Source organism: Pseudomonas sp. CF161 (assembly GCF_000416215.1).
Taxonomy (GTDB): domain Bacteria; phylum Pseudomonadota; class Gammaproteobacteria; order Pseudomonadales; family Pseudomonadaceae; genus Aquipseudomonas.
The window spans coordinates 89593-109261 of record NZ_ATLP01000125.1 but is presented as its reverse complement, the minus strand read 5'-3'; the positions used below and the strand labels follow the sequence as shown (position 1 = coordinate 109261).

Annotated in this window: 20 protein-coding genes and 1 tRNA gene; 8 read left to right on the top strand and 13 right to left on the bottom strand. The window is 62.1% G+C overall.

Features of this window, described 5'->3' with window-relative positions; all coding sequences use genetic code 11:
• Nucleotides 1-11 precede the first annotated feature (11 nt).
• Nucleotides 12-1355, top strand: a complete 1344-nt coding sequence (gene pabB / locus CF161_RS29705; protein ID WP_020300334.1) for an aminodeoxychorismate synthase component I — start codon at nt 12-14, stop codon at nt 1353-1355.
• Between the two features lie 94 nt (nt 1356-1449).
• Here pabB and thrH read toward each other — a convergent pair whose 3' ends face one another.
• Complete coding sequence (thrH, locus tag CF161_RS29700) at nt 1450-2067, bottom strand: bifunctional phosphoserine phosphatase/homoserine phosphotransferase ThrH (protein ID WP_020300333.1); 618 nt, start codon at nt 2065-2067, stop codon at nt 1450-1452.
• Nucleotides 2068-2241: 174 nt separating this feature from the next.
• Here thrH and CF161_RS29695 point away from each other — a divergent pair, with 174 nt between their 5' ends.
• Both CF161_RS29695 and CF161_RS33835 read left to right on the top strand, forming a co-directional pair.
• Entirely contained in the window at nt 2242-2976 is a 735-nt protein-coding gene (locus tag CF161_RS29695) for a phosphoadenylyl-sulfate reductase (protein ID WP_020300332.1), read from the top strand.
• A 567-nt stretch (nt 2977-3543) separates the two neighbouring features.
• The gene (locus tag CF161_RS33835) at nt 3544-4104 is read left to right on the top strand and encodes an aspartate/glutamate racemase family protein (RefSeq protein WP_371106560.1); all 561 of its coding nucleotides are present in this window, start codon (nt 3544-3546) and stop codon (nt 4102-4104) included.
• A gap of 42 nt (nt 4105-4146) precedes the next feature.
• Here the strand turns inward: CF161_RS33835 and CF161_RS29685 are convergent, their stop codons facing one another.
• The gene (locus CF161_RS29685) at nt 4147-5070 is read right to left on the bottom strand and encodes a LysR family transcriptional regulator (RefSeq protein ID WP_020300330.1); all 924 of its coding nucleotides are present in this window, start codon (nt 5068-5070) and stop codon (nt 4147-4149) included.
• A gap of 125 nt (nt 5071-5195) precedes the next feature.
• On the opposite strand from CF161_RS29685, the gene CF161_RS29680 reads away from it, so the two are divergent.
• Nucleotides 5196-5942, top strand: coding sequence for a 3-oxoacyl-ACP reductase family protein (locus CF161_RS29680; RefSeq protein ID WP_020300329.1), 747 nt, complete (start codon nt 5196-5198; stop codon nt 5940-5942).
• A gap of 88 nt (nt 5943-6030) precedes the next feature.
• Here the strand turns inward: CF161_RS29680 and CF161_RS29675 are convergent, their stop codons facing one another.
• The 6 genes from CF161_RS29675 to CF161_RS29655 form a co-directional block, all read right to left on the bottom strand.
• Complete coding sequence (locus tag CF161_RS29675; RefSeq protein ID WP_020300328.1) at nt 6031-6726, bottom strand: HAD-IA family hydrolase; 696 nt, start codon at nt 6724-6726, stop codon at nt 6031-6033.
• 192 nt (nt 6727-6918) lie between these two features.
• Nucleotides 6919-7092: a hypothetical protein gene (locus CF161_RS33245; protein ID WP_020300327.1), complete on the bottom strand. Its 174-nt coding sequence runs from the start codon at nt 7090-7092 to the stop codon at nt 6919-6921.
• A gap of 110 nt (nt 7093-7202) precedes the next feature.
• Complete coding sequence (locus CF161_RS29670) at nt 7203-7580, bottom strand: hypothetical protein (protein WP_043230875.1); 378 nt, start codon at nt 7578-7580, stop codon at nt 7203-7205.
• 326 nt (nt 7581-7906) lie between these two features.
• Nucleotides 7907-8101, bottom strand: a complete 195-nt coding sequence (locus CF161_RS29665; protein ID WP_020300325.1) for a hypothetical protein — start codon at nt 8099-8101, stop codon at nt 7907-7909.
• 161 nt (nt 8102-8262) lie between these two features.
• On the bottom strand, nt 8263-8802 hold the full coding sequence (locus CF161_RS29660) for a hypothetical protein (protein WP_020300324.1): 540 nt from the start codon (nt 8800-8802) through the stop codon (nt 8263-8265).
• Nucleotides 8803-8942: 140 nt separating this feature from the next.
• Nucleotides 8943-9032, bottom strand: a tRNA-Ser gene (locus CF161_RS29655).
• A 319-nt stretch (nt 9033-9351) separates the two neighbouring features.
• On the opposite strand from CF161_RS29655, the gene CF161_RS29650 reads away from it, so the two are divergent.
• From CF161_RS29650 to CF161_RS29640, 3 genes are all read left to right on the top strand, one after another.
• The gene (locus tag CF161_RS29650; protein WP_020300323.1) at nt 9352-10041 is read left to right on the top strand and encodes a crotonase/enoyl-CoA hydratase family protein; all 690 of its coding nucleotides are present in this window, start codon (nt 9352-9354) and stop codon (nt 10039-10041) included.
• A gap of 214 nt (nt 10042-10255) precedes the next feature.
• Complete coding sequence (locus tag CF161_RS29645) at nt 10256-10978, top strand: 1-acylglycerol-3-phosphate O-acyltransferase (protein WP_020300322.1); 723 nt, start codon at nt 10256-10258, stop codon at nt 10976-10978.
• 157 nt (nt 10979-11135) lie between these two features.
• Complete coding sequence (locus tag CF161_RS29640) at nt 11136-12107, top strand: magnesium and cobalt transport protein CorA (RefSeq protein WP_020300321.1); 972 nt, start codon at nt 11136-11138, stop codon at nt 12105-12107.
• A gap of 36 nt (nt 12108-12143) precedes the next feature.
• On the opposite strand, the gene CF161_RS29635 is transcribed toward CF161_RS29640, so the two are convergent.
• The 3 genes from CF161_RS29635 to CF161_RS29625 form a co-directional block, all read right to left on the bottom strand.
• Nucleotides 12144-12872, bottom strand: a complete 729-nt coding sequence (locus CF161_RS29635) for an amidotransferase (protein WP_020300320.1) — start codon at nt 12870-12872, stop codon at nt 12144-12146.
• Nucleotides 12873-12977: 105 nt separating this feature from the next.
• A complete protein-coding gene (locus CF161_RS29630) occupies nt 12978-15122 on the bottom strand; it encodes a 3-hydroxyacyl-CoA dehydrogenase NAD-binding domain-containing protein (protein ID WP_020300319.1) in 2145 nt (714 codons plus the stop codon).
• Between the two features lie 25 nt (nt 15123-15147).
• Nucleotides 15148-16353, bottom strand: a complete 1206-nt coding sequence (locus CF161_RS29625; protein ID WP_020300318.1) for an acetyl-CoA C-acetyltransferase — start codon at nt 16351-16353, stop codon at nt 15148-15150.
• A 694-nt stretch (nt 16354-17047) separates the two neighbouring features.
• On the opposite strand from CF161_RS29625, the gene CF161_RS29620 reads away from it, so the two are divergent.
• Complete coding sequence (locus CF161_RS29620) at nt 17048-17854, top strand: cytochrome c (RefSeq protein WP_020300316.1); 807 nt, start codon at nt 17048-17050, stop codon at nt 17852-17854.
• A gap of 52 nt (nt 17855-17906) precedes the next feature.
• Here CF161_RS29620 and CF161_RS29615 read toward each other — a convergent pair whose 3' ends face one another.
• Nucleotides 17907-18713, bottom strand: coding sequence for a transglutaminase family protein (locus tag CF161_RS29615; protein WP_020300315.1), 807 nt, complete (start codon nt 18711-18713; stop codon nt 17907-17909).
• Nucleotides 18710-19660 (bottom strand): alpha-E domain-containing protein, encoded by a 951-nt coding sequence (locus CF161_RS29610; protein WP_020300314.1) that lies wholly within the window; start codon nt 19658-19660, stop codon nt 18710-18712. The genes CF161_RS29615 and CF161_RS29610 overlap by 4 nt, the downstream gene beginning before the upstream one ends.
• Nucleotides 19661-19669 lie beyond the last annotated feature (9 nt).

The following is a 19669-nucleotide window of genomic DNA, read 5'->3' as shown; positions in this document are numbered from 1 at the left end:
ATCTGCCCCGCATGCCAACCTGCTCCGTACACCCACTGCCCTACCGCGCCGACCCTGCCGCCTACTTTGCAGCGATTCAGCATGCCCCGGGGGCCGTGCTGCTCGACAGCGGCCGCCCGAGTGCCGCGCGCGGCCGCTACGACCTGCTCAGCGCCTGGCCCCTGGCCGAGTTGACGGTGCAGGCCGCCGAAAGCGGGGCCCAGTTCCTACAACGCCTGCGCAGCAGCCTCCAGCAACTGGGCCCGGCCGACCTGCCTGCCTCCTGCCAACTGCCCTTCGCCGGCGGCTTGATCGGCTACCTCAGCTACGACTTCGGCCGGCGCCTGGAGCGCCTGCCCAGCCAGGCCGCAGACGACCTGCATCTGCCGGACGCGCGCCTGGGCCTGTACCCCTGGGCCCTGATCAGCGACCACCAGCAAGCCAGCAGCCAACTGGTGTTCCACCCCAGCCTCGGCGACGACCAGCGCCAACGCCTGATCGACCTGTTCAGCCAGGCGCCGGCCCCTGCCGTGGACCGCTTCAGCCTGACCAGCACCATGACCGCCGACCTCAGCGCCGAGGACTACCGCCAGGCGTTCCAGCGTATCCAGCAGTACATCCAGGCCGGCGATTGTTACCAGGTCAACTTTGCCCAACGCTTTCGCGCCGGATGCCAGGGCGACCCCTGGAGCGCTTACCGCGCGCTGCGCCTGGCCTGCCCGACGCCGTTCTCGGGTTTTCAGCGCCTGCCCGATGGCGGCGCGGTGCTCAGCCTGTCGCCGGAGCGCTTTGTCAAAGTCAGCCAGGGCCAGGTCGAGACCCGCCCGATCAAAGGCACCCGGCCACGCAGCCAGGACGCCAGCGAAGATGCGGCCAACGCCGCCGAACTGCTGGCCAGCCCCAAGGACCGCGCGGAAAACCTGATGATCGTCGACCTGCTGCGCAATGACCTGGGACGCACCTGCCGGCTCGGCTCGGTGCGCGTCCCGGAGCTGTTCAGCCTCGAGAGCTACCCCAATGTGCATCACCTGGTGAGCAGCGTTACCGGTGAGCTGGCCGCGGGCAAAGATGTCCTGGACCTGATTGCTGGCAGCTTCCCGGGCGGCTCGATCACCGGCGCGCCGAAGATCCGCTCGATGCAGATCATCGACGAGCTGGAACCGACCCGGCGCGGCCTGTATTGCGGCTCATTGCTGTACCTGGACGTACGCGGTGAAATGGACAGCTCGATCGCCATCCGCAGCCTGCTGGTCAAGGACGGGCAGGTGTGCTGCTGGGGCGGCGGCGGAATAGTCGCCGATTCGGATTGCGAGGAGGAATACCAGGAGTCCATCACCAAGGTCCGAGTCCTGCTGGAAACCCTGCAAAACCTTTGAATCCGGTAGCCGCTGGGCGCAGCGGGGTGTCCGGTGGATAAATGTTGCCAGAGATGGCCAGCGCAGGCTGCGCTGGCCGGAATTCCCTCGGCGATTACAGACTCAGCGCCCGATTCGAGGCCTTGATGAATTCCTGCTTCAACTCGGCAAAGGTGTGCACGGCCGGGAATTGCGGGAACTCGCGGATCACATTGTCCGGCGCATGGAACAGAATTCCCGCATCCGCCTCGCCCAGCATGGTGGTGTCGTTGTACGAATCGCCTGCGGCAATCACCCGGTAGTACAGGCTCTTGAACGCCAGCACCGATTGGCGCTTGGGGTCTTTCTGGCGCAGTTGATAACTGCTGACCCGCCCTGTGTCATCCGTGATCAGGCGGTGGCAGAGCAGCGTCGGGAAGCCCAGCTGGCGCATCAACGGCTGGGAAAACTCGTAAAAGGTGTCGGAGAGAATCACCACCTGGAACCGCTCGCGCAGCCAGTTGACGAACTCCACTGCGCCGTCGAGCGGCTTGAGGGTGGCGATCACTTCCTGGATGTCGGACAGCTTCAGGCCGTGCTCGTCGAGAATTCGCAGGCGCTGCTTCATCAACACGTCGTAATCGGGAATATCCCGCGTGGTTGCCTTGAGGGATTCAATCCCGGTTTTTTCGGCAAAGGCGATCCAGATTTCCGGGACCAGCACACCTTCCAGATCGAGACAGGCAATTTCCACAAGACACTCCGATTTGTATTGGTTATTGAGTTGAGCGAGCAAAAGGACTGGCGAACTCTAGCGATTCGCTCTGAGAGGTGCAACGCAGAGGAGCGCGCCAGGGCCGGCCGGTTTTTGTTAAGATCGCCCCCCTATAGAGCGCACAGCGCCACCGACCTGTAGGAAAACGCCCTGATGAGCCAACCGTTCGACGTCGCTGAACTCGCTGCGACCTATGCCAACAAGTCCCCCCAGGACATCCTCAAACTGGCATTTGCCCATTTCGGCGATGACCTGTGGATCTCCTTCAGCGGCGCCGAAGACGTGGTGCTGGTGGACATGGCCTGGAAACTCAACAAGAACGTCAAAGTCTTCAGCCTCGACACCGGGCGCCTGCACCCGGAGACCTATCGCTTCATCGATCAGGTGCGTGAGCACTACAAGATCGAGATCGAACTGATTTCGCCGGACCACAGCAAGCTCGAACCCTTCGTCAAGGAAAAGGGCCTGTTCAGCTTCTACAAGGACGGCCACGGCGAATGCTGCGGCATCCGCAAGATCGAACCCCTGCGGCGCAAACTGTCCACCGTCAGCGCCTGGGCCACCGGCCAGCGCCGCGACCAGAGCCCGGGCACCCGCAGCCAGGTGGCGGCACTGGAACTCGACGGCGCGTTCTCGACCCCGGAACGCCCGCTGTACAAGTTCAACCCCCTGGCCCAGATGAGCAGTGAAGAAGTCTGGGGTTACATCCGCATGCTCGAACTGCCCTACAACAGCCTGCACGAGCGCGGCTTTATCAGCATCGGCTGTGAACCCTGCACCCGCCCGGTACTGCCCAACCAGCACGAGCGCGAAGGCCGCTGGTGGTGGGAAGAAGCCACGCAAAAAGAGTGCGGCCTGCACGCCGGCAATATCATCAGCAAGGCCTGATTCACACGGCGGCGCCGGCCCTGAAAAGAGCCGGCGAGCGCGCCGGCCGTCCACCCTGCGCAACACCCCTCCCTCCTCTCTAGCCGCCGCGACCGCCCGTAATGCCGGTCATGTTGCGGGCTGCACACAGCCAAATCCTGTACACACTTAATGTCACCATCAGTGTCATTCCTGTATGCACTTTCCGATATACAGCCCATAAAAGTTACACCCAACGCGTTATTAAAAATAAGGCTGAGGGTTGTATGACGGTATATAAAAATAAATAGCTGTTCAATCGATCAACTTATAACTTTGCAAATTCATAAAGTTATAAATAGTGGAGATAAAAAGGAAATTAAAACTCTGCGATATAGATAAATATCCGGCACAGTATTGTCTTAAGTGAACACATACCTTGTATACAATTATTACAAAACATACATACACTTTATATCCGCAAGCCTGTCCAGCGAGTCAGGCTGCAGATGCCCCGAACCCAGTGATTGACGGGGCCTTGCGACGAAGATTGTCGAGCCTGAGCTCAAGCACAGTCATCGCGGGCCACGCAGTCAGGAGCCTGCCGGAATGCGTACAAATACCTCTAACAACATCGCACTCGAACTGCCCTCCTCGCGCCCCTCGACCTACACCGATCCGTCCCCTGGAACATTGCCGGCCCTGAGCCCGCGCCTGCACAACAAAGACCTGGCGCCCACCAGAATCGAAGGCCGGCGCTGGGGTCGCTACAGCATCTTTGCCCTGTGGACCAACGATGTGCACAACATCGCCAACTACTCCTTCGCCATCGGCCTCTATGACCGTTGCGCCTCGGTGCGGGCCAGCGGCCTGGCGGTACTGGAGCTGGAACAGGACCCACAGCGCGCGGTGCAGGCCATCGTGCGTCAGGCGGAGCTGGCGGTCAGCGACGACAAGGCCGAGGTCATCTGCCTGGGCTGCGGCGGCATGGCCGGCCTCGATGAGCAGATTCGCCAGCGCACCGGCGTGCCCGTGGTGGATGGGGTAACGGCGGCGGTGACCATTGCCGAGTCCCTGGTGCGCCTCGGGCTGTCCACCTCCAAGGTGCGCACCTACGCCACGCCGCGCCCCAAGACCTTTGTCGGCTGGCCGTTGCGCTTCGGGCGCTGAGTAGCACGGCGCTTGGGCCGGACCCGGCTTCGGGCCCGGCCATCACAGCGCGCTGAATGCCTGCGCCAGCCCCTGCTCGGCGAACTGTTCGAGCACAAAGTCGACAAAGGCCCGGGTCTTGCCCGGCAGCAGCTTGTGCTCGGCGTAATAGATCGAGGTAAAGCCGTCATCCACGTACCAGTCCGGCAACACCCGCTGCAAGGCTCCGGAACGCAGGTAGTTGACGGCAAACGGCATGCTGACCAGCGCCACCCCCAGCCCCTGGGCGGCCGCGATGCACGCCGCCTGGGAGTCGCTCATGGTCATGCAGGCCTTGAGCTCCAGCGGCTGCATGGCTCCGGCACGGCCGGTCAGTTGCCAGGTGCGAATTCGTCCGGTCTGTGGCGAGCGAATCAGGATCCCCCGGCAATGGTGTAGGTCCTCGGGCTGTTCAATGGCTGCGCAGCCTTGCAGGTAATCCGCACTGGCCACCAGCACACGATGGGCCGGTGACAATTTGCGCGCGACGACCCCCTGGGGCAACTCGAAGCCACCGCCGATGGCGGCATCGAAGCCCTGGCCGATCAGATCCACCTGCCGGTTATCAAAATGCCAGTCCGGGTGGATTTCCGGGTAACGCTGCAGAAACGCCCCCAGCATCGGCACGATGTACAGACAGCCAAAGACCGTGCCCACGCTGACCTTGAGCGTACCGGCCGGACGCCCCTGGGCATTGGCCAGGGTACTCACGGCATTCTGGATGGTCTGCAGGCTGTCGCTGACCTCGGCAAGAAACAGGCGTCCGGCTTCGGTCAGCGTCAGGCGTCGGGTGCTGCGCTGGAACAACCTGACCCCAAGCCGGCCTTCCAGCTTGGCTACACTCTTGCCGACCGCGGCCGGGGTCAGGCCCAGCCGCCGTGCAGCTTCGGCAAAACTCCCGACTTCGGCACTGCGGACAAAACATTCGATGCTGCTGAAAGCTTCCATTAGCGGCGACTCTAAACTTTTGGTTTACACAGAGTAGAGGAATTACCCGCTACACAGCTTCTAATCAGCGGTCGATACTCGGCTCCATTCACAAGGCAACCCGCCTTGAACTTCAGGAGAACGACATGAACACCTCATCCCTCAACGGCAAAGTGGCCCTGATCCAGGGCGGTTCCCGCGGCATCGGCGGCGCCATCGTCAAACGCCTGGCCGCCGAAGGCGCAGTGGTTGCCTTCACCTACGTCAGCTCGACCGCCAAGGCTGAAGAGCTGCAGAACGCAATCATTGCCAGCGGCGGCAAGGCCCTGGCGATCAAGGCCGACAGCGCCGATGCAGCCGCCATTCGCCAGGCCGTCAACCACACCGTCGAGACCTTTGGCCGCCTGGACATCCTGGTCAACAACGCCGGCGTGCTGGCGGTTGCGCCCCTGGAGGATTTCAAACTCGAAGACTTCGACCAGACCCTGGCGATCAACGTGCGCAGCGTGTTTATCGCCACCCAGGAAGCCGCCCGCCACATGGGCCAGGGCGGGCGCATCATCAACATCGGCAGCACCAACGCCGATCGCATGCCCTTCGCCGGTGGCGGCCCGTATGCCATGAGCAAGGCCGCGCTGGTGGGCCTGACCAAAGGCCTGGCCCGCGACCTGGGCCCGCGAGGCATCACCATCAATAACGTGCAACCCGGCCCGGTAGACACCGACATGAACCCGGCCGACAGCGATTTTGCCGAATCCCTGATGGGCTACATGGCGGTCGGCCGCTACGGCAAGGTCGAAGAGATCGCCAGTTTCGTCGCCTACCTGGCCGGCCCTGAAGCGGCCTACATCACCGGGGCCAGCCTGACCATCGACGGTGGTTTCGGCGCCTGATCCACCGGCCACACAAAAACGCCGGGCAACCCTGTCATCAGGTTGTCCGGCGTTTTGCTGTCACGCGGTCAAGGGGCGTTGATCGGTGTCACGCCCATTGCAGCGCAGGCAAGCCGCAGGCGCCGGGCTGGAAGGCTTTCAGCGAACGGATAATGGCATCGGCATGGGCATAACGCTCATCAGCCATGGCCGGGTCCGGCACCGCAATCGCGGTCATGCCGGCGGCCTTGGCGGCGGTCACGCCAAACGGCGAATCCTCGAACACCAGGCAATCCTCCGGCGCCACCCCCAGTCGCCGAGCGGCGGTGAGGAAGATATCCGGCGCCGGCTTGGCCGCGCCGACCTCGGGATCATCGGCAGTGACCACGGTGTCGAACAGGGCGAACCAGTCCGTATGCAACGTGGTTTTCTGGCCGAAGGACTGGCGTGAAGAACTGGTGCCCACGGCAATCGGCACCTTGTGCGCCTTCAGATGCTGCACCAGCTCGCGGGCGCCCGGCATGGCCAGGGCACGGGGGAAACGCTCGCGCATCAGCGGTTCGCGGATGACCAGGAACTCCTCGGCGCTGATCGGCAGCTCCAGCGCTTCGACCACATAACGCGCCAGGTCACCGGCGCCACGACCAATGATGTTCTGTTTGATGCTCCAGTCGAACGTGCGACCGTAGCGATCGGCAATCAGCTGGGTGACCTCGGTGTAGATGCCCTCGGTGTCCAGCAACAACCCATCCATATCGAAAATAACGGCCTTGATCGGGCCCAATTCATTCAACCGTGCATTCATCGCGTCTGCTCCGTTAACAAAAAACATCCGGGGAGCGGCTCAGGTACGCCCAGTTTTTTGCTCGATTAATGGGTTCAGCAGCATAGCGGCGGGCACGGGCCAGGGGCAACGGGCAGTAATTCTCGGGCACGGTGAAAAAGCGCCACGCAGAGCGGCGCGACAGGAGGCTCAAAGCCAAGGGCGGGGCGAATCTCAGTAACTGTCGTCCGGATCCAGCTCTTCGTCCTCATCCAGCGCTTCGTCGGCGTCGTTGAGTGGCACCTGCGCATCATCCATCAGCGAACCCGGATCTTCGTTGCCCGGATCGTTGATAAACGGCAGCCCGCTCGGGCCTTTCTCTTCCTTGCCTGCAGTTTCGGGGGTCATGGCAGTCTCGATTTTCGCGGGGGAGGTAAAATTTCGAATCGAAAAACCGCAAAACGTTCAACCATAAAAAAGCCCGGCAAGTTGCCGGGCTTTTCAACGACCGCTGATGCTCAACGGTGTTTGTGCTTGTGACCCTTGTTACCCATGCTGCTGCCCAGCGCGCCACCGGCTGCGCCACCCAGGCCAGCACCGATATTCGAACCGGTGCTGCCGCCCAGCTTGCTGCCGATCACCGAACCGCCCGCCGAACCGATACCGCCGCCTACCGCAGCCTGGACCCGGCTGCCCTTGCGCGCACCCACGGCACTGCCGGCCGCACCCGCTACACCGGCGCCAATCGCCGCACCAGTGCTGCCGCCCATCTGCTGGCCGACCACATTACCCAAGACGCCACCCAGGCCGCCGCCAATCGCCGCAGTGCCGTCGCCAGCCATTGCACCTTGAGCGACCAGAAGCCCTACAACCAGAGCAGGCAGTGTTAAACGCATGACATAAACCTCAAAAAAAGAAGATCGAAGACCCACGTGCACAGCGCAATGGGGCGCACGACAGAGCGCCCCACGCCTGATATCGCGTGAGTTGGACAGCTTATACACAAAGAGTTTTAAGACAGGCAAAAAAAAGCCCGCTGGGGTAACGGGCCAATGGATTGCTTTCTAACGGATGAGCTGAGCCTACTGCCCCGGATGTGAAGATTATGTGAAAAAAACACCGCCGCCCGGCCCCACAAGATTCAACCCGAACGCCCCCCCTCCCCACCTCGTCCAATAAAAAGCCCCGCTGGCTGGCGGGGCTCAATCAATCAACACTCAAGTCATTTGCGCAACGGCAGCGCCTTGGGGAAAAACTTCGCTCCACCGACCTTCAACGGAGCACGCAACGGGCTCTTGCCCGCCACAACCTTGGCCAGCGATTCCCCCGTGTCCACATCAAACGCTGCCTGACCGCAGCGCACCAGATTGTTGATGGGGAACTCATCCCCGTTGTCCTCGATATAAGGAACACTCATACGCCCAGCTCCTATCAACAACCAGCCAGCACCGGCAAGCACCTGATTGCCTTGGAAATACTGACCATCACGGCGCTTCAGACTAGACGGTCATTTACAGACCTGCCCGTTCAGAGTCACAACGCACCGACGAACGGCCGCGGGCTTTTGTCGCAGGCCACTCAACCTTCAATCGTTGCCAGGACCTGCCGCAACAGCAACTCGGTCGGCAGCGCACCGTCGACCCTCAGCCAGGGCAGGCGCAACTGCCCGAGCCAGCGCTCATGTCGCGGTCGATTGCGCCCGGCCCGGCTGCCCGACTCATAGCTTTCGGCCCAGGCGAGGAACGCCAGGTGCTTCTCATGCATGTCGCCGCCCGGAAGGATGCGCTCGCCGCGACACTGCAATTCCCGCGCCTTGATCCGCTCAATGCGCAACGCCGTCGGCGTGTCGACGAACACCACCCGGTCAACGCCTTGAATCACCTCGTCGCCCCAGCCATCCAGAGAGCCGGAAAGCACCCAGTCACCCTCGGCCACAACCCCACGCAGCAGACTCACACGCTCCAACACAGGGCGCGCCTGCACAAAGGGTGGCTCAGTCGGGTACCAGTAGTAGTCATCGACATCCACATGCGCCACCCCAAGCCTCGCCGCCAACGCGGCCCCCAGGGTGCTGACGCCGGCACCGGATGCGCCGCTGATGTAAATCCGCCTCCCCATCTTCAGGACTCCCTTGCCCAAACCGACAGTCGCCCAGCCGCCGAGGTCATCAATGTCGCAGGCGGGTGATTTTTCAGATGCCAGAAACCACAAAACCCCTGGCTTCTCAAGGAAACCAGGGGTTTTGTGTACATCGAATATGGCGGTTGAGGAGGGATTCGAACCCTCGATACAGTTTCCTGTATACACACTTTCCAGGCGTGCTCCTTAAGCCTCTCGGACACCCAACCGTGTCTCGTCAAACTGATTCAGTCTGTCGAGGCGCGCTAATGTAGTCGAAAGCTTTTCCGATGGCAAAGGTTTTTTTGAGAATTTTCATGCGCTTAAGGCATTTCTGCAGTTTGCCGGGCTCGGGACCGGGATTGAGCCATGGCAAACCGGCCAATCTCTGGCCTGGCGCCCTTCTATATAGAAGGGATGATGCACGGCCTGCGTGGCCGGCTAGGCTTGTCGAGCGCTGAAAGGCTGACTCATCAGTCAGTCACAGCGCTTTACCTGACCTACGGTGGTGGGTAACGTCTGCCCCACTTCAATACAAGGAATTGCGTCATGAGTGAGTTGATTTCTTACCATCTCGAAGACGGTATCGCGACCCTGACCTTGAGCAATGGCAAGGTCAATGCCATTTCCCCGGACGTGATTGTCGCTTTCAATGCCGCGCTGGACCGTGCGGTCGCCGACCGTGCCGTGGTAATCATCACCGGCCAGCCGGGCATTCTGTCGGGCGGCTATGACTTGAAGGTCATGACGGCCGGTCCCAAGGAGGCCGTGAGCCTGGTGACTTCGGGTTCGACCCTGGCGCGGCGCCTGCTGTCGCACCCGTTTCCGGTGATCGTCGCCTGCCCAGGGCACGCGGTGGCCAAGGGCGCATTCATTCTGTTGTCGGCCGATTACCGGATTGGCGTCGACGGCCCGTTCAGCATCGGCCTCAACGAGGTGCAGATCGGCATGACCATGCACCACGCCGGTATCGAACTGGCCCGTGATCGCCTGCGCCGGTCGGCGTTCCACCGCTCGGTGATCAACGGCGAGATGTTCAACCCGCAAAGCGCGGTGGACGCAGGCTTCCTCGACAAGGTGGTAAGCCCCGATGAGCTGACCGGTGCCGCGCTGGAAGTTGCACGTCAGTTGAAGAAGATCAACATGACCGCTCACAAGAACACCAAGCTGAAGGTACGCAAGGCCCTGCTGGACACCCTGGACAACGCCATCATTCAAGATCAGGAGCACCTGGGCTGACGCCCCGAAATTTGCCCGGCAAAAGCCCGACCTCAGTGTCGGGCTTTTTCATGCCCGAGCCGGGCCACCTGCGGCAACCGCTCTAAACCGCAGCTGAGCCCTTCTGCTGGAAACATGCGCTTAAACATCGGCCATCTTCAGTGAATGGCAGCAATTGCCGAAATCAGTGCACATCCGTACACTGCGCCACCTTTTGTCCCAGGTGGGCCCGTAGATGCTGTATTTGTTTCGTATGTTGTTGATGGGGCTGCACTTTATGGCTGCGGGGGTGCTTGGCGTACTGATTGGCCTATGCCGCCCGTTCAACCCGGACAACAGCCGCCTCTGCGCGCGCCTTTATGCCTGGCCGGCGATGTGCATCCTGCGCCTGCGGGTCAAGGCTGACGTCGGCTCGCTGATGGACAAGCCAAACAGCTGCGTGATCATTGCCAACCACCAGTCCAACTACGACCTGTTTGTGTTTGGCAACGTGGTGCCGCGCCGTACTGTGTGCATCGGCAAGAAGAGCCTGAAGTGGGTGCCTTTGTTCGGCCAACTGTTCTGGCTGGCGGGCAATGTGCTGATTGACCGTGGCAATGCGCAAAAGGCCCGGCGCTCGATGCTGACCACCACCCATACCTTGCAGCACGAAGACACCTCGATCTGGGTGTTCCCCGAGGGCACGCGCAACTTCGGTGAAGACCTGCTGCCGTTCAAGAAAGGCGCGTTCCAGATGGCGATAGCGGCCGGCGTGCCCATCGTGCCGGTGTGTGTCAGCAGCTATATCAAACAGATGAAGCTGAGTCGCTGGCGCAGCGGCAAGATCCTGATCCGCTCGCTGCCCGCCATTCCCACTGCCGGCTTGAGCATGGATGACATGCCGTTGTTGATTGCACAGTGCCGTGAACAGATGCGCGAATGCATCGCTGCGATGGACCGCCAACTGCAAGCCGGCTGATGCTGGCGCCCCCTCTTTTGTCCTGAATGGCCCGCCTCGTGCGGGCTTTTTATTAACGACGAACTCCGCCGATTCTGCTGACTCTGATCAGGTATTGCAGGCTAAGCTGATGCCGGTCTGTCTCGATCATGTTGATAAGAAGAAGCGAACAAGAACTATGGGTAGAGTTGTTGCTGCTGCCGTTTACAGCGCCGGTAAGAAAGTCACTGATATCACCCTCGACGAAGGTGCCGCCTGGGCGGCCAAACCCGGTCACTTTGTCTGGATCGGCCTGGAAGAACCCAATGCTCACGAACTGGCCAACCTGCAACGCCAGTTCAACCTGCATGAACTGGCCATTGAGGACGCCCTGGAAAAACACAGCCGGCCGAAGCTGGAAACCTTCGGCGACGCGCTGTTTATCGTCACTTATTCTCCGGTGCGCGAGGCCGGCAAGCTGGAGTTCATCGAAACCCACATCTTTGCCGGCAACGGCTACATCATCACCGCCCGCAACGGTCACTCCAAATCCTACGGCTACGTTCGCCAGCGCTGCGAAGCACGGCCGCTGCTGCTGGAGCACGGCGAAGACTTCGTGCTCTACGCCCTGCTGGATTTCGTCACCGAGAACTACCAGCCGGTCAGTGAAGCGATCCACGCCGAGATCGACGAACTGGAACGCAATGTCCTGTGCGACTCATTGAACGAACGCGATATCCAGAACCTTCACGGCCTGCGCCGCGACGTCCTGCGTCTGCGGCGGCACGTGGCGCCGATGGTGGAGATCAGCGAGGAGCTGCAAAAGCTCAGCTTCCCGTTTATCGACAAGAACATGCGGCCGTACTTTCGCGACGTGCAAATTCACGTCACGCGGCAAATGGAAGACTTGTCGACCCTGCGCGACATCGCCAGCCAGACCATCGAAATCGGCGTGCTGCTGGAGGCCTCGCGGCAAAGCGTGGTGCAGCGCAAGTTCGCGGCCTGGGCGGCGATTCTGGCGTTTCCGACCGCAGTGGCGGGGATCTACGGCATGAACTTCCAGAACATGCCGGAGCTGAGCTGGCATTACGGCTACTTCGGCGTGCTGGGGTTCATCAGTGTCGGTTGCGTCAGCCTGTGGGCCAGCTTCAAGCGCTCGGGGTGGCTGTAGACCCGGCCCCTATTGCAGGAACCGGGCTGAGCCGCTTCAGGCCGACTTGGCCTCAGGGGTGTGGGCCACAAAGCGCATCATCCATTCCGCGACCGTGGCGCCGTGGTGGGCGTGGTCGAGGCTGGCCACGCCTTTCTGGTAGATCTGCTCGCCCAGGTGCTGCTGGCGAATCTCCAGCAACGCTCGGGAGTAGTCGTGGATGAACTCCGGGTGCCCCTGGAAGCACAGCACCTGATCATTGATGTGATAGGCGGCGAACGGACAGAAGTCGCTGGAGGCGATCACCGTGGCGTTTTCCGGCAAGGCGGTGACCTGGTCCTGGTGACTGATCAGCAGGGTCAGTTCTTCCACCAGCGGGCTCATCCAGGGGGCCTTGGCGGCCAGCTTGTAGTTGTGGGTGCCCACGCCCCAGCCCTGGATCGCCCGCTCGCTCTTGCCGCCCAGCAGCAGCGCCAGCAGTTGATGGCCGAAGCAGATGCCCAGCAGCTTGTCGCCGCGCTCGTAGCGCGCCAACAGGTAAGTCTTGAGGGTTTGAATCCAGGGATCGGTGCCGAAGGAGTCGGCCTTGCTGCCAGTGACCAGGTACGCATCGAAGCTCTGGTCATCACTCGGGTAATCGCCCTGCATCACGTTGTAGACGGTGAATTCGGCAGGGATCGGTTGCTGTGAAAACAGGCGCTGAAACATCTGCCCGTAACCCTGATATTGATCGACCAGTTCGGGACGCAGGATGTCGGTTTCCAGAATGCAGATGCGTAGCGACATAAAAAATACCTGACACGATGATGGGAATAATGAACAGCCCAGAGCCTGCCTTGAAACACTGGGTCAAGGCAAGCCCCGGAACGGTTCACTGCACGCCGTTCAGGGTCAGAAGCATTGGCCCTGGGCGGCCTTTTCCAGAAGCAGGGCCGGTGGTGCGAAACGCTGGCCGTATTGCTCCGCCAGGTAGTCACTGCGGGCAATGAAATCCCGCAAGCCGTACTGGTTGATGAACTGCAGGGCACCGCCGGTCCAGGCGGCGAAACCGATGCCGAAAATCGAACCGACGTTGGCATCCGCCGTCGAGTGCAGCACGCCCTCTTCCAGGCAACGCACGGTCTCGATGGCCTGGATGAACAGCAACCGGTCGCGCACGTCCTGCGCTGAAATCTGCCCCTCGGCTTTTTCCAGGCGCAACTTGAGCTCCGGCCACAGGTGTTTCGGCGCCCCCGCCGGGTAATCGTAGAAACCGCCGCCCGCCGCCTTGCCGGGGCGCTTGTATTCGTTGAGCAGCAGATCGATCACGGCAAAGGCCGGGTGCTCGATGGGCGGATTGCCTTCGGCCTGCAGGTCCTGGGTGGTCTGCTGGCGAATATGGCTCATCAGGCTCAGCGAAACTTCGTCGGAAATAGCCAACGGACCAATGGGCATGCCGGCCTTGCGCGCCTCGGTTTCGATCATCGCTGCGGCGACACCTTCGCCCAGCATGGCGATGCCCTCATTGGTGAAGGTACCGAATACCCGCGAAGTAAAAAATCCGCGACTGTCGTTGACCACTATCGGGGTTTTCTTGATTTGCAGTACGAAATCAAAACCTCGGGCCAGGGTTTCGTCGCTGGTGCGAGCCCCCTTGATGATTTCAACCAAGGGCATTTTGTCCACCGGGCTGAAGAAGTGCAGGCCGATGAACTTGTCCGGGTTCGGCACCGCGCTGGCCAGGCCGCTGATGGGCAAGGTGGAGGTGTTGGAGGCGATCACCGCCTCCGCGCCGACCACTCGCTGCGCCGCCGAAGACACCCTGGCCTTGAGTTCGCGGTCCTCGAAGACTGCCTCGATGATCAGGTCGCAGCCCGCCAGATCGGCGTCCTGCCCGGTGGGGCTGATTCGCGCCAGTATCGCGTCACGCTGCAACGCGCTCAGCTGCCCGCGGGCGACCTTTTTCTCGAGCAAGGCCGCCGAGTGCGCCTTGCCCTTCTCTGCCGCCGCCAGGTCGATGTCCTTGAGCACCACCTGGATACCTGCCAGGGCGCTGACGTAGGCGATTCCCGCGCCCATCATCCCGGCGCCCAGCACCCCGACCTTGTGCGTCACATGGGGCGCAATGCCTTGCGGGCGCGAACCGCCGGCGTTGATCTGATTGAGCCCGAACCAGAAGGTGCCAATCATGTTCTTCGCCACCTGGCCGGTGGTCAGCTCGGTGAAATAGCGGGTCTCGATCAAATGCGCGGTGTCGAAATCGACCTGGGCGCCCTCCACCGCTGCGCACAGGATCTTCTCCGGCGCCGGCATGCAGCCATGGGTCTTGCTGCGCAAAATCGAGGGGGCAATGGCCAGCATCTGCGCGACCTTGGGGTTCGATGGCGTGCCTCCGGGGATCTGGTAACCCGCCACATCCCAGCGCTGCTTGACCGAGGGGTTGGCCAGGATCCAGGCCCGGGCCTTGGCCAGCATCTGCTCACGGTCGCTTGCCAGCTCATCGATCAGCCCAGCCTGCAACGCTTGCTGCGGCCGTACTTTCTTGCCCTCAAGCAGGTAGGGCAAAGCCTTTTCCAGGCCCAGCATGCGGACCATGCGCACCACGCCGCCACCGCCCGGCAACAGGCCGAGGGTCACTTCCGGCAGGCCGATCTGCAGCGCCTGATCATCCAGCGCAATGCGGTGGTGACAGGCCAGGCAAATCTCCCATCCGCCGCCCAGGGCCGCGCCGTTGATCGCCGCGACCACCGGCTTGCCCAGGGTTTCCAGGGCTCGCAGCTGCGCCTTGAGGCTCAGCACCATGTCGTAGAAAGCCTTGGCCTCGGGCTTGCCTACCTTGATCAGTTCGTTGAGGTCACCGCCGGCGAAGAAGGTCTTTTTCGCCGAAGTAATGATCACTCCGGCCAGGCTGTCGCCCTCGGCCTGCAGGCGCGCCACGCTGGCGGCCATCGCCGCGCGGTATTGCGCGTTCATGGTGTTGGCGCTCTGGCCCGGCATATCGATGGTCAGCACCACAATCTGGTCCTGGCCTTTTTCGTAACGGATGGCATCGGTCATGACGAGGTTTCCTTGAAGTCGGGGCTCAGAGGCGTTCGATGATGGTGGCGATACCCATGCCGCCGCCGACGCACAGCGTCGCCAGGCCATAACGCTGGTGCCGGGCTTCCAGCTCATCGAGCAGGGTGCCGAGGATCGCGCAACCGGTGGCGCCCAGCGGGTGGCCCATGGCGATCGAACCGCCATTGACGTTGACCTTGGCCGGGTCGATGGCCATGTCCTTGATGAATTTCAACACCACCGAGGCAAACGCTTCGTTGACTTCGAACAGGTCAATGTCCTCGATGCGCAAACCCGCCTTGGCCAAGGCTTTGCGAGTGGCCGGGGCTGGCCCGGTGAGCATGATGGTCGGATCGGTGCTGGTGACCGCAGTGGCAACGATCCGCGCCCGAGGCGTCAGCCCCAGGTCCCGGCCCTTGGCTTCGGAGCCGATCAGCATCAAGGCCGCGCCATCGACGATCCCCGAACTGTTGCCCGGCGTGTGCACATGGTTGATGCGCTCGACATGGCTGTAGACGCGCAAGGCGGTGGCGTCAAAACCCATTTGCCCCATCATCTCGAAGCTCGGCTTGAGCTTGCCCAGGCCTTCGAGGGTCGAGTCGCCGCGGATGAACTCATCCTGCTCCAGCAGAAGGATGCCGTTCTGGTCCCGGACCGGCACCAGGGACTTGTCGAAAGACCCATCCGCCCTCGCCCGCGCGGCCTTTTGCTGGGACTGCAGGGCGAAGGTATCGACGTCTTGCCGGCTGAAGCCTTCCAGGGTCGCGATCAGGTCGGCGCCGATACCCTGGGGAGTGAAATGACTGTGCAGGTTGGTCTGCGGGTCCAGGACCCAGGCCCCGCCGTCGCTGCCCATGGGCACCCGGGACATGGACTCGACACCGCCGACCACCACCAGGTCCTCGAAACCGGAACGCACCTTCATCGCCCCCAGGTTGACCGCCTCCAGGCCCGACGCGCAAAACCGGTTGATCTGCACCCCGGCCACGCTGATGTCCCAATTCGCCACCAGGGCTGCGGTCTTGGCAATGTCGGCACCCTGGTCGCCCACCGGCGTGACACACCCGAGGACGATGTCATCCACCTGGCTGGTATCGAGCGCGGTGCGCCGCTGCAGCGCATTGAGCAACCCGGCCAGCAGGTTCACCGGCTTGACGCTGTACAAGGCGCCATCGGCCTTGCCTTTGCCACGGGGCGTGCGTAACGCGTCGAATATCAAAGCTTCAGTCATGACGTCCTCGAACCGCTGTACGGGAGAGAAAAAGGCAGAGCCCTCACCTTAGGCCGGGCGGCGCCGGATTCAATGACCGATGCGCTCAGCGGCCTTGACCCACACGCTCAGACGAACGGTAGCGAGCTAATAGATGCCACCGACAACCACGGGGAACTGTCTAGCCAACGGGCGTCGACGCAGCTGGCAATAGGCCTCATAACCTTTGGCAAGTTTTAAATGACAACTTGATATGAATTGGATCTAAGCCAAGTGTTACAAGGCCCCTAAGGTAGAAACAGAAGGCAATAAATCGTTGCAGCCGGGGATTTCCCGGGCACGTGTAAGAAAAGGGACACATGGTCGGGTCATCGTGAAGTCGACAGGCGCATGCATCAGATGTTCAGGAATAACAACAAAAGGCACACAGCCATGTTCAAGCATTCGAAAGTACGTCAAGCCGGGCTCATTCTTTTCGCTACCACCTTGCTCTTGATCTTGCCCAACCTCACCAAAGTGATCGGCTAGGCAGCGTGGTCGTTCCACCGCCATGCAACACATTGCGCGCCGATGCTCTTTCGGGGTGCGAAGTTGTGTGCCAACCTTCCTGACGCAGCGCCGCTGAGCTAGCCTCTGGCCGCGCCGCTGCCCATCATCAGGCAGGCTTCTTGCGGAGCGCCCGGGCACTTATTTTCAGCAATAGAACGGCGATCAATTGAAACCTCTTATCCTCTGGAGCGCCCTGCTCCTGTGCACGCCATTGCAGGCAGCGCAACTGGTCCTGGAGCTGGGCGCAGGCAGCCGCACCTGGCAGACCGCGGAGCTGCTGGCACACCCTGAAGTGCAGACCATCACCATCAGCGACGACGTCTCCTACAAACGCGACATGAGTTATCGCGCCGTACCACTGGAGGCGCTGCTGGAAGGGGTCAAGGCCGACGATCACTTGCAGGCAGTGGCCCTGGACGGGTTCGCCGCCGAACTCTCTGCCGCGCCCCTGCTCAATCGCAACGGCGCCCGGGCCTGGCTGGCCATCGAGGACCCGTCCAGGCCCTGGCCGAAACTGGCTCAAGGCAAACCCAGTGCAGGGCCGTTCTACCTCGTCTGGACCAACCCCCAGGCCGGGCACATCAGCCCGGAGCAATGGCCGTTCGAGCTGGCCAGCATCAAGCGCCTGGCGCCGGTTGCCGAGCGTTTCCCAGCCTTGCGGCCAGACCCGGCCCTGGCGAGCGATGACCCGGTGAACCAGGGGTTTGCGTTATTCCAGAAGAACTGCATGGCCTGCCATCGCCTCAATGCTGCGGGCGACTCGCAGTTCGGCCCCGACCTGAACATCCCCTACAGCCCCACCGAGTACTTTGGTGAAGCCTTTCTCAAGCGCTACATCCGCGACCCGCAAAGCTTGCGCCGCTGGCCCCAGGCGAAGATGCCGGGATTCTCCAGCAGCGTCCTGCCGGACACGGAGCTGGAGTTGCTGCTCGGGTATCTGAAACATATGGCCGGGCGTAAACAGCAGCCTTGAAGGCTGCTGCCAGATGAACGCCTGACAGCCCCCCTGGGCCCCCGGCGTGCAACTACTGCTGCTGTACCAGGATCACCGGCGGGGTCGGTGCAACCAGCACCTTGGCGTGCATCTGTTCGCCACCGCCGCCGCGGCGCATGCCTCGCACCGGGCAGGCATCCAGGTAGTCCAGGCCCACCGCCAGTTTCAAGTGGCGTTCGGGGCGCGCCAGCTCGTTGGTCACGTCAAAGCTGTACCAGGCGTCATCCAGCCAGGCTTCGGCCCAGGCGTGGCTGGCCAGGTGCTCGCTGTTCTCGCTGTACAGGTAACCCGATACGTACCGCGCTGGCACCCCGAGGCTGCGAGCGCAGGCAAGAAACGCATGGGTGTGGTCCTGGCAGACGCCGGAGCGCCCGGCAAAGGCCTGGGCCGCACTGGTGTCCACTGCAGTAGAACCCGGCGCATAGGTCATGTACTGGTTCAGTGCGTGCATCAGGTCGATCAGCCCGCTGCGATCACGACGCTTGCGGCATTGTTTCTCGGCAAAGGCACGCAGGGCCTGGTCGGCTTCGGTGAGCCGGGTAAAGCGCAGGAACGGCAGCGGCGACTGGCTCTCATGCTCGGCCTCGCGCAACTCGTCGATATCCACCTGCCCGCGCGCGCCGATGATGATCGCCTCATGAGGCTCGTCCAGGGTCAGCACATGCAGAATGTTGCCGAAGGGATCCAGTTGTGCGCGCACCGGGCGCGGCAGATCAAGCTGCCAACTGAGCACGTGCTGGCGCTCGCTGTCGTGGGGCGTCAGGCGCAGGTACTGGATGCTGGCTCGCACCTGGTTTTCATAGTGATAGGCGGTTTCGTGACTGATGGAGAGTCTCATACAGCCTCCAGGTAGGAACTGTGAATGGCATTGCCCAACTGGCGCACCAGCGGGATGAACTCGGTCAGCCAGGCGTGCAGGCCTTCTTCGAGGATTTCGTTGATGCCGGTGTAGCGCAGGCGCGCATCCATTTCGGCCGCCAGGCGCTGCGCTGGCCGGCCGTTGGTTCCCGGCAGGCTGGCGAGGATCTGGTCGATCTCTTCGGTGCAGGCGCGCAGGGAGCGCGGTACGTCGGCGCGCAACAGCAGCAGCTCGGCCACCTGCCGGGCGCCGGGCGCATCGCGGTAGATCTCGGTGTAGGCCTCGAACGACGACAAGGCGCGCAGCAGGGCGCTCCACTGGTAATAGGCATGGGCCGTGCCGTCGCTGACGGCGTCGGCCTGGTCGCCGGCCATCTCGTAGCGCGCGTCGAGCAGGCGCAAGGTGTTGTCGGCGCGTTCGATAAAGGTGCCCAGGCGAATGAAGCGAAAGGAATCGTTGCGCATGATGGTGCCGTAGGTGGCGCCTCGAAACAGGTGCGAGCGCTCCTTGATCCACTCGCAGAACCGGCTCATGCCGTAACGGCTCAGGCCCTGTTCGGCAATGCCGCGAATCTCCAGCCAGGTGGCGTTGATGTTTTCCCACATATCGGCGGTGATCCGCCCACGCACCGCATGGGCGCTGGCACGGGCCGAGCCCAGGCAGCTGTAGATGCTGGCCGGGTTGGCGGCGTCCAGGGCGAAGAAATGCAACAGGCATTCGGCGTGCAGTTCGCCGTGGCGCTCCAGGTAGTCATCCAGGGTGCCGGTAATCAGCAGCGGCATGGCGAGTTCGTGCAAGCCGTCGCCGCGACCGTCCTGGGGCATCAATGACAGTGAATAACTGACGTCGAGCATCCGCGCGAGGTTTTCCGCCCGCTCCAGATAACGCGACATCCAATACAGGTCCGAGGCGGTTCTACTCAACATGGCAAGCTT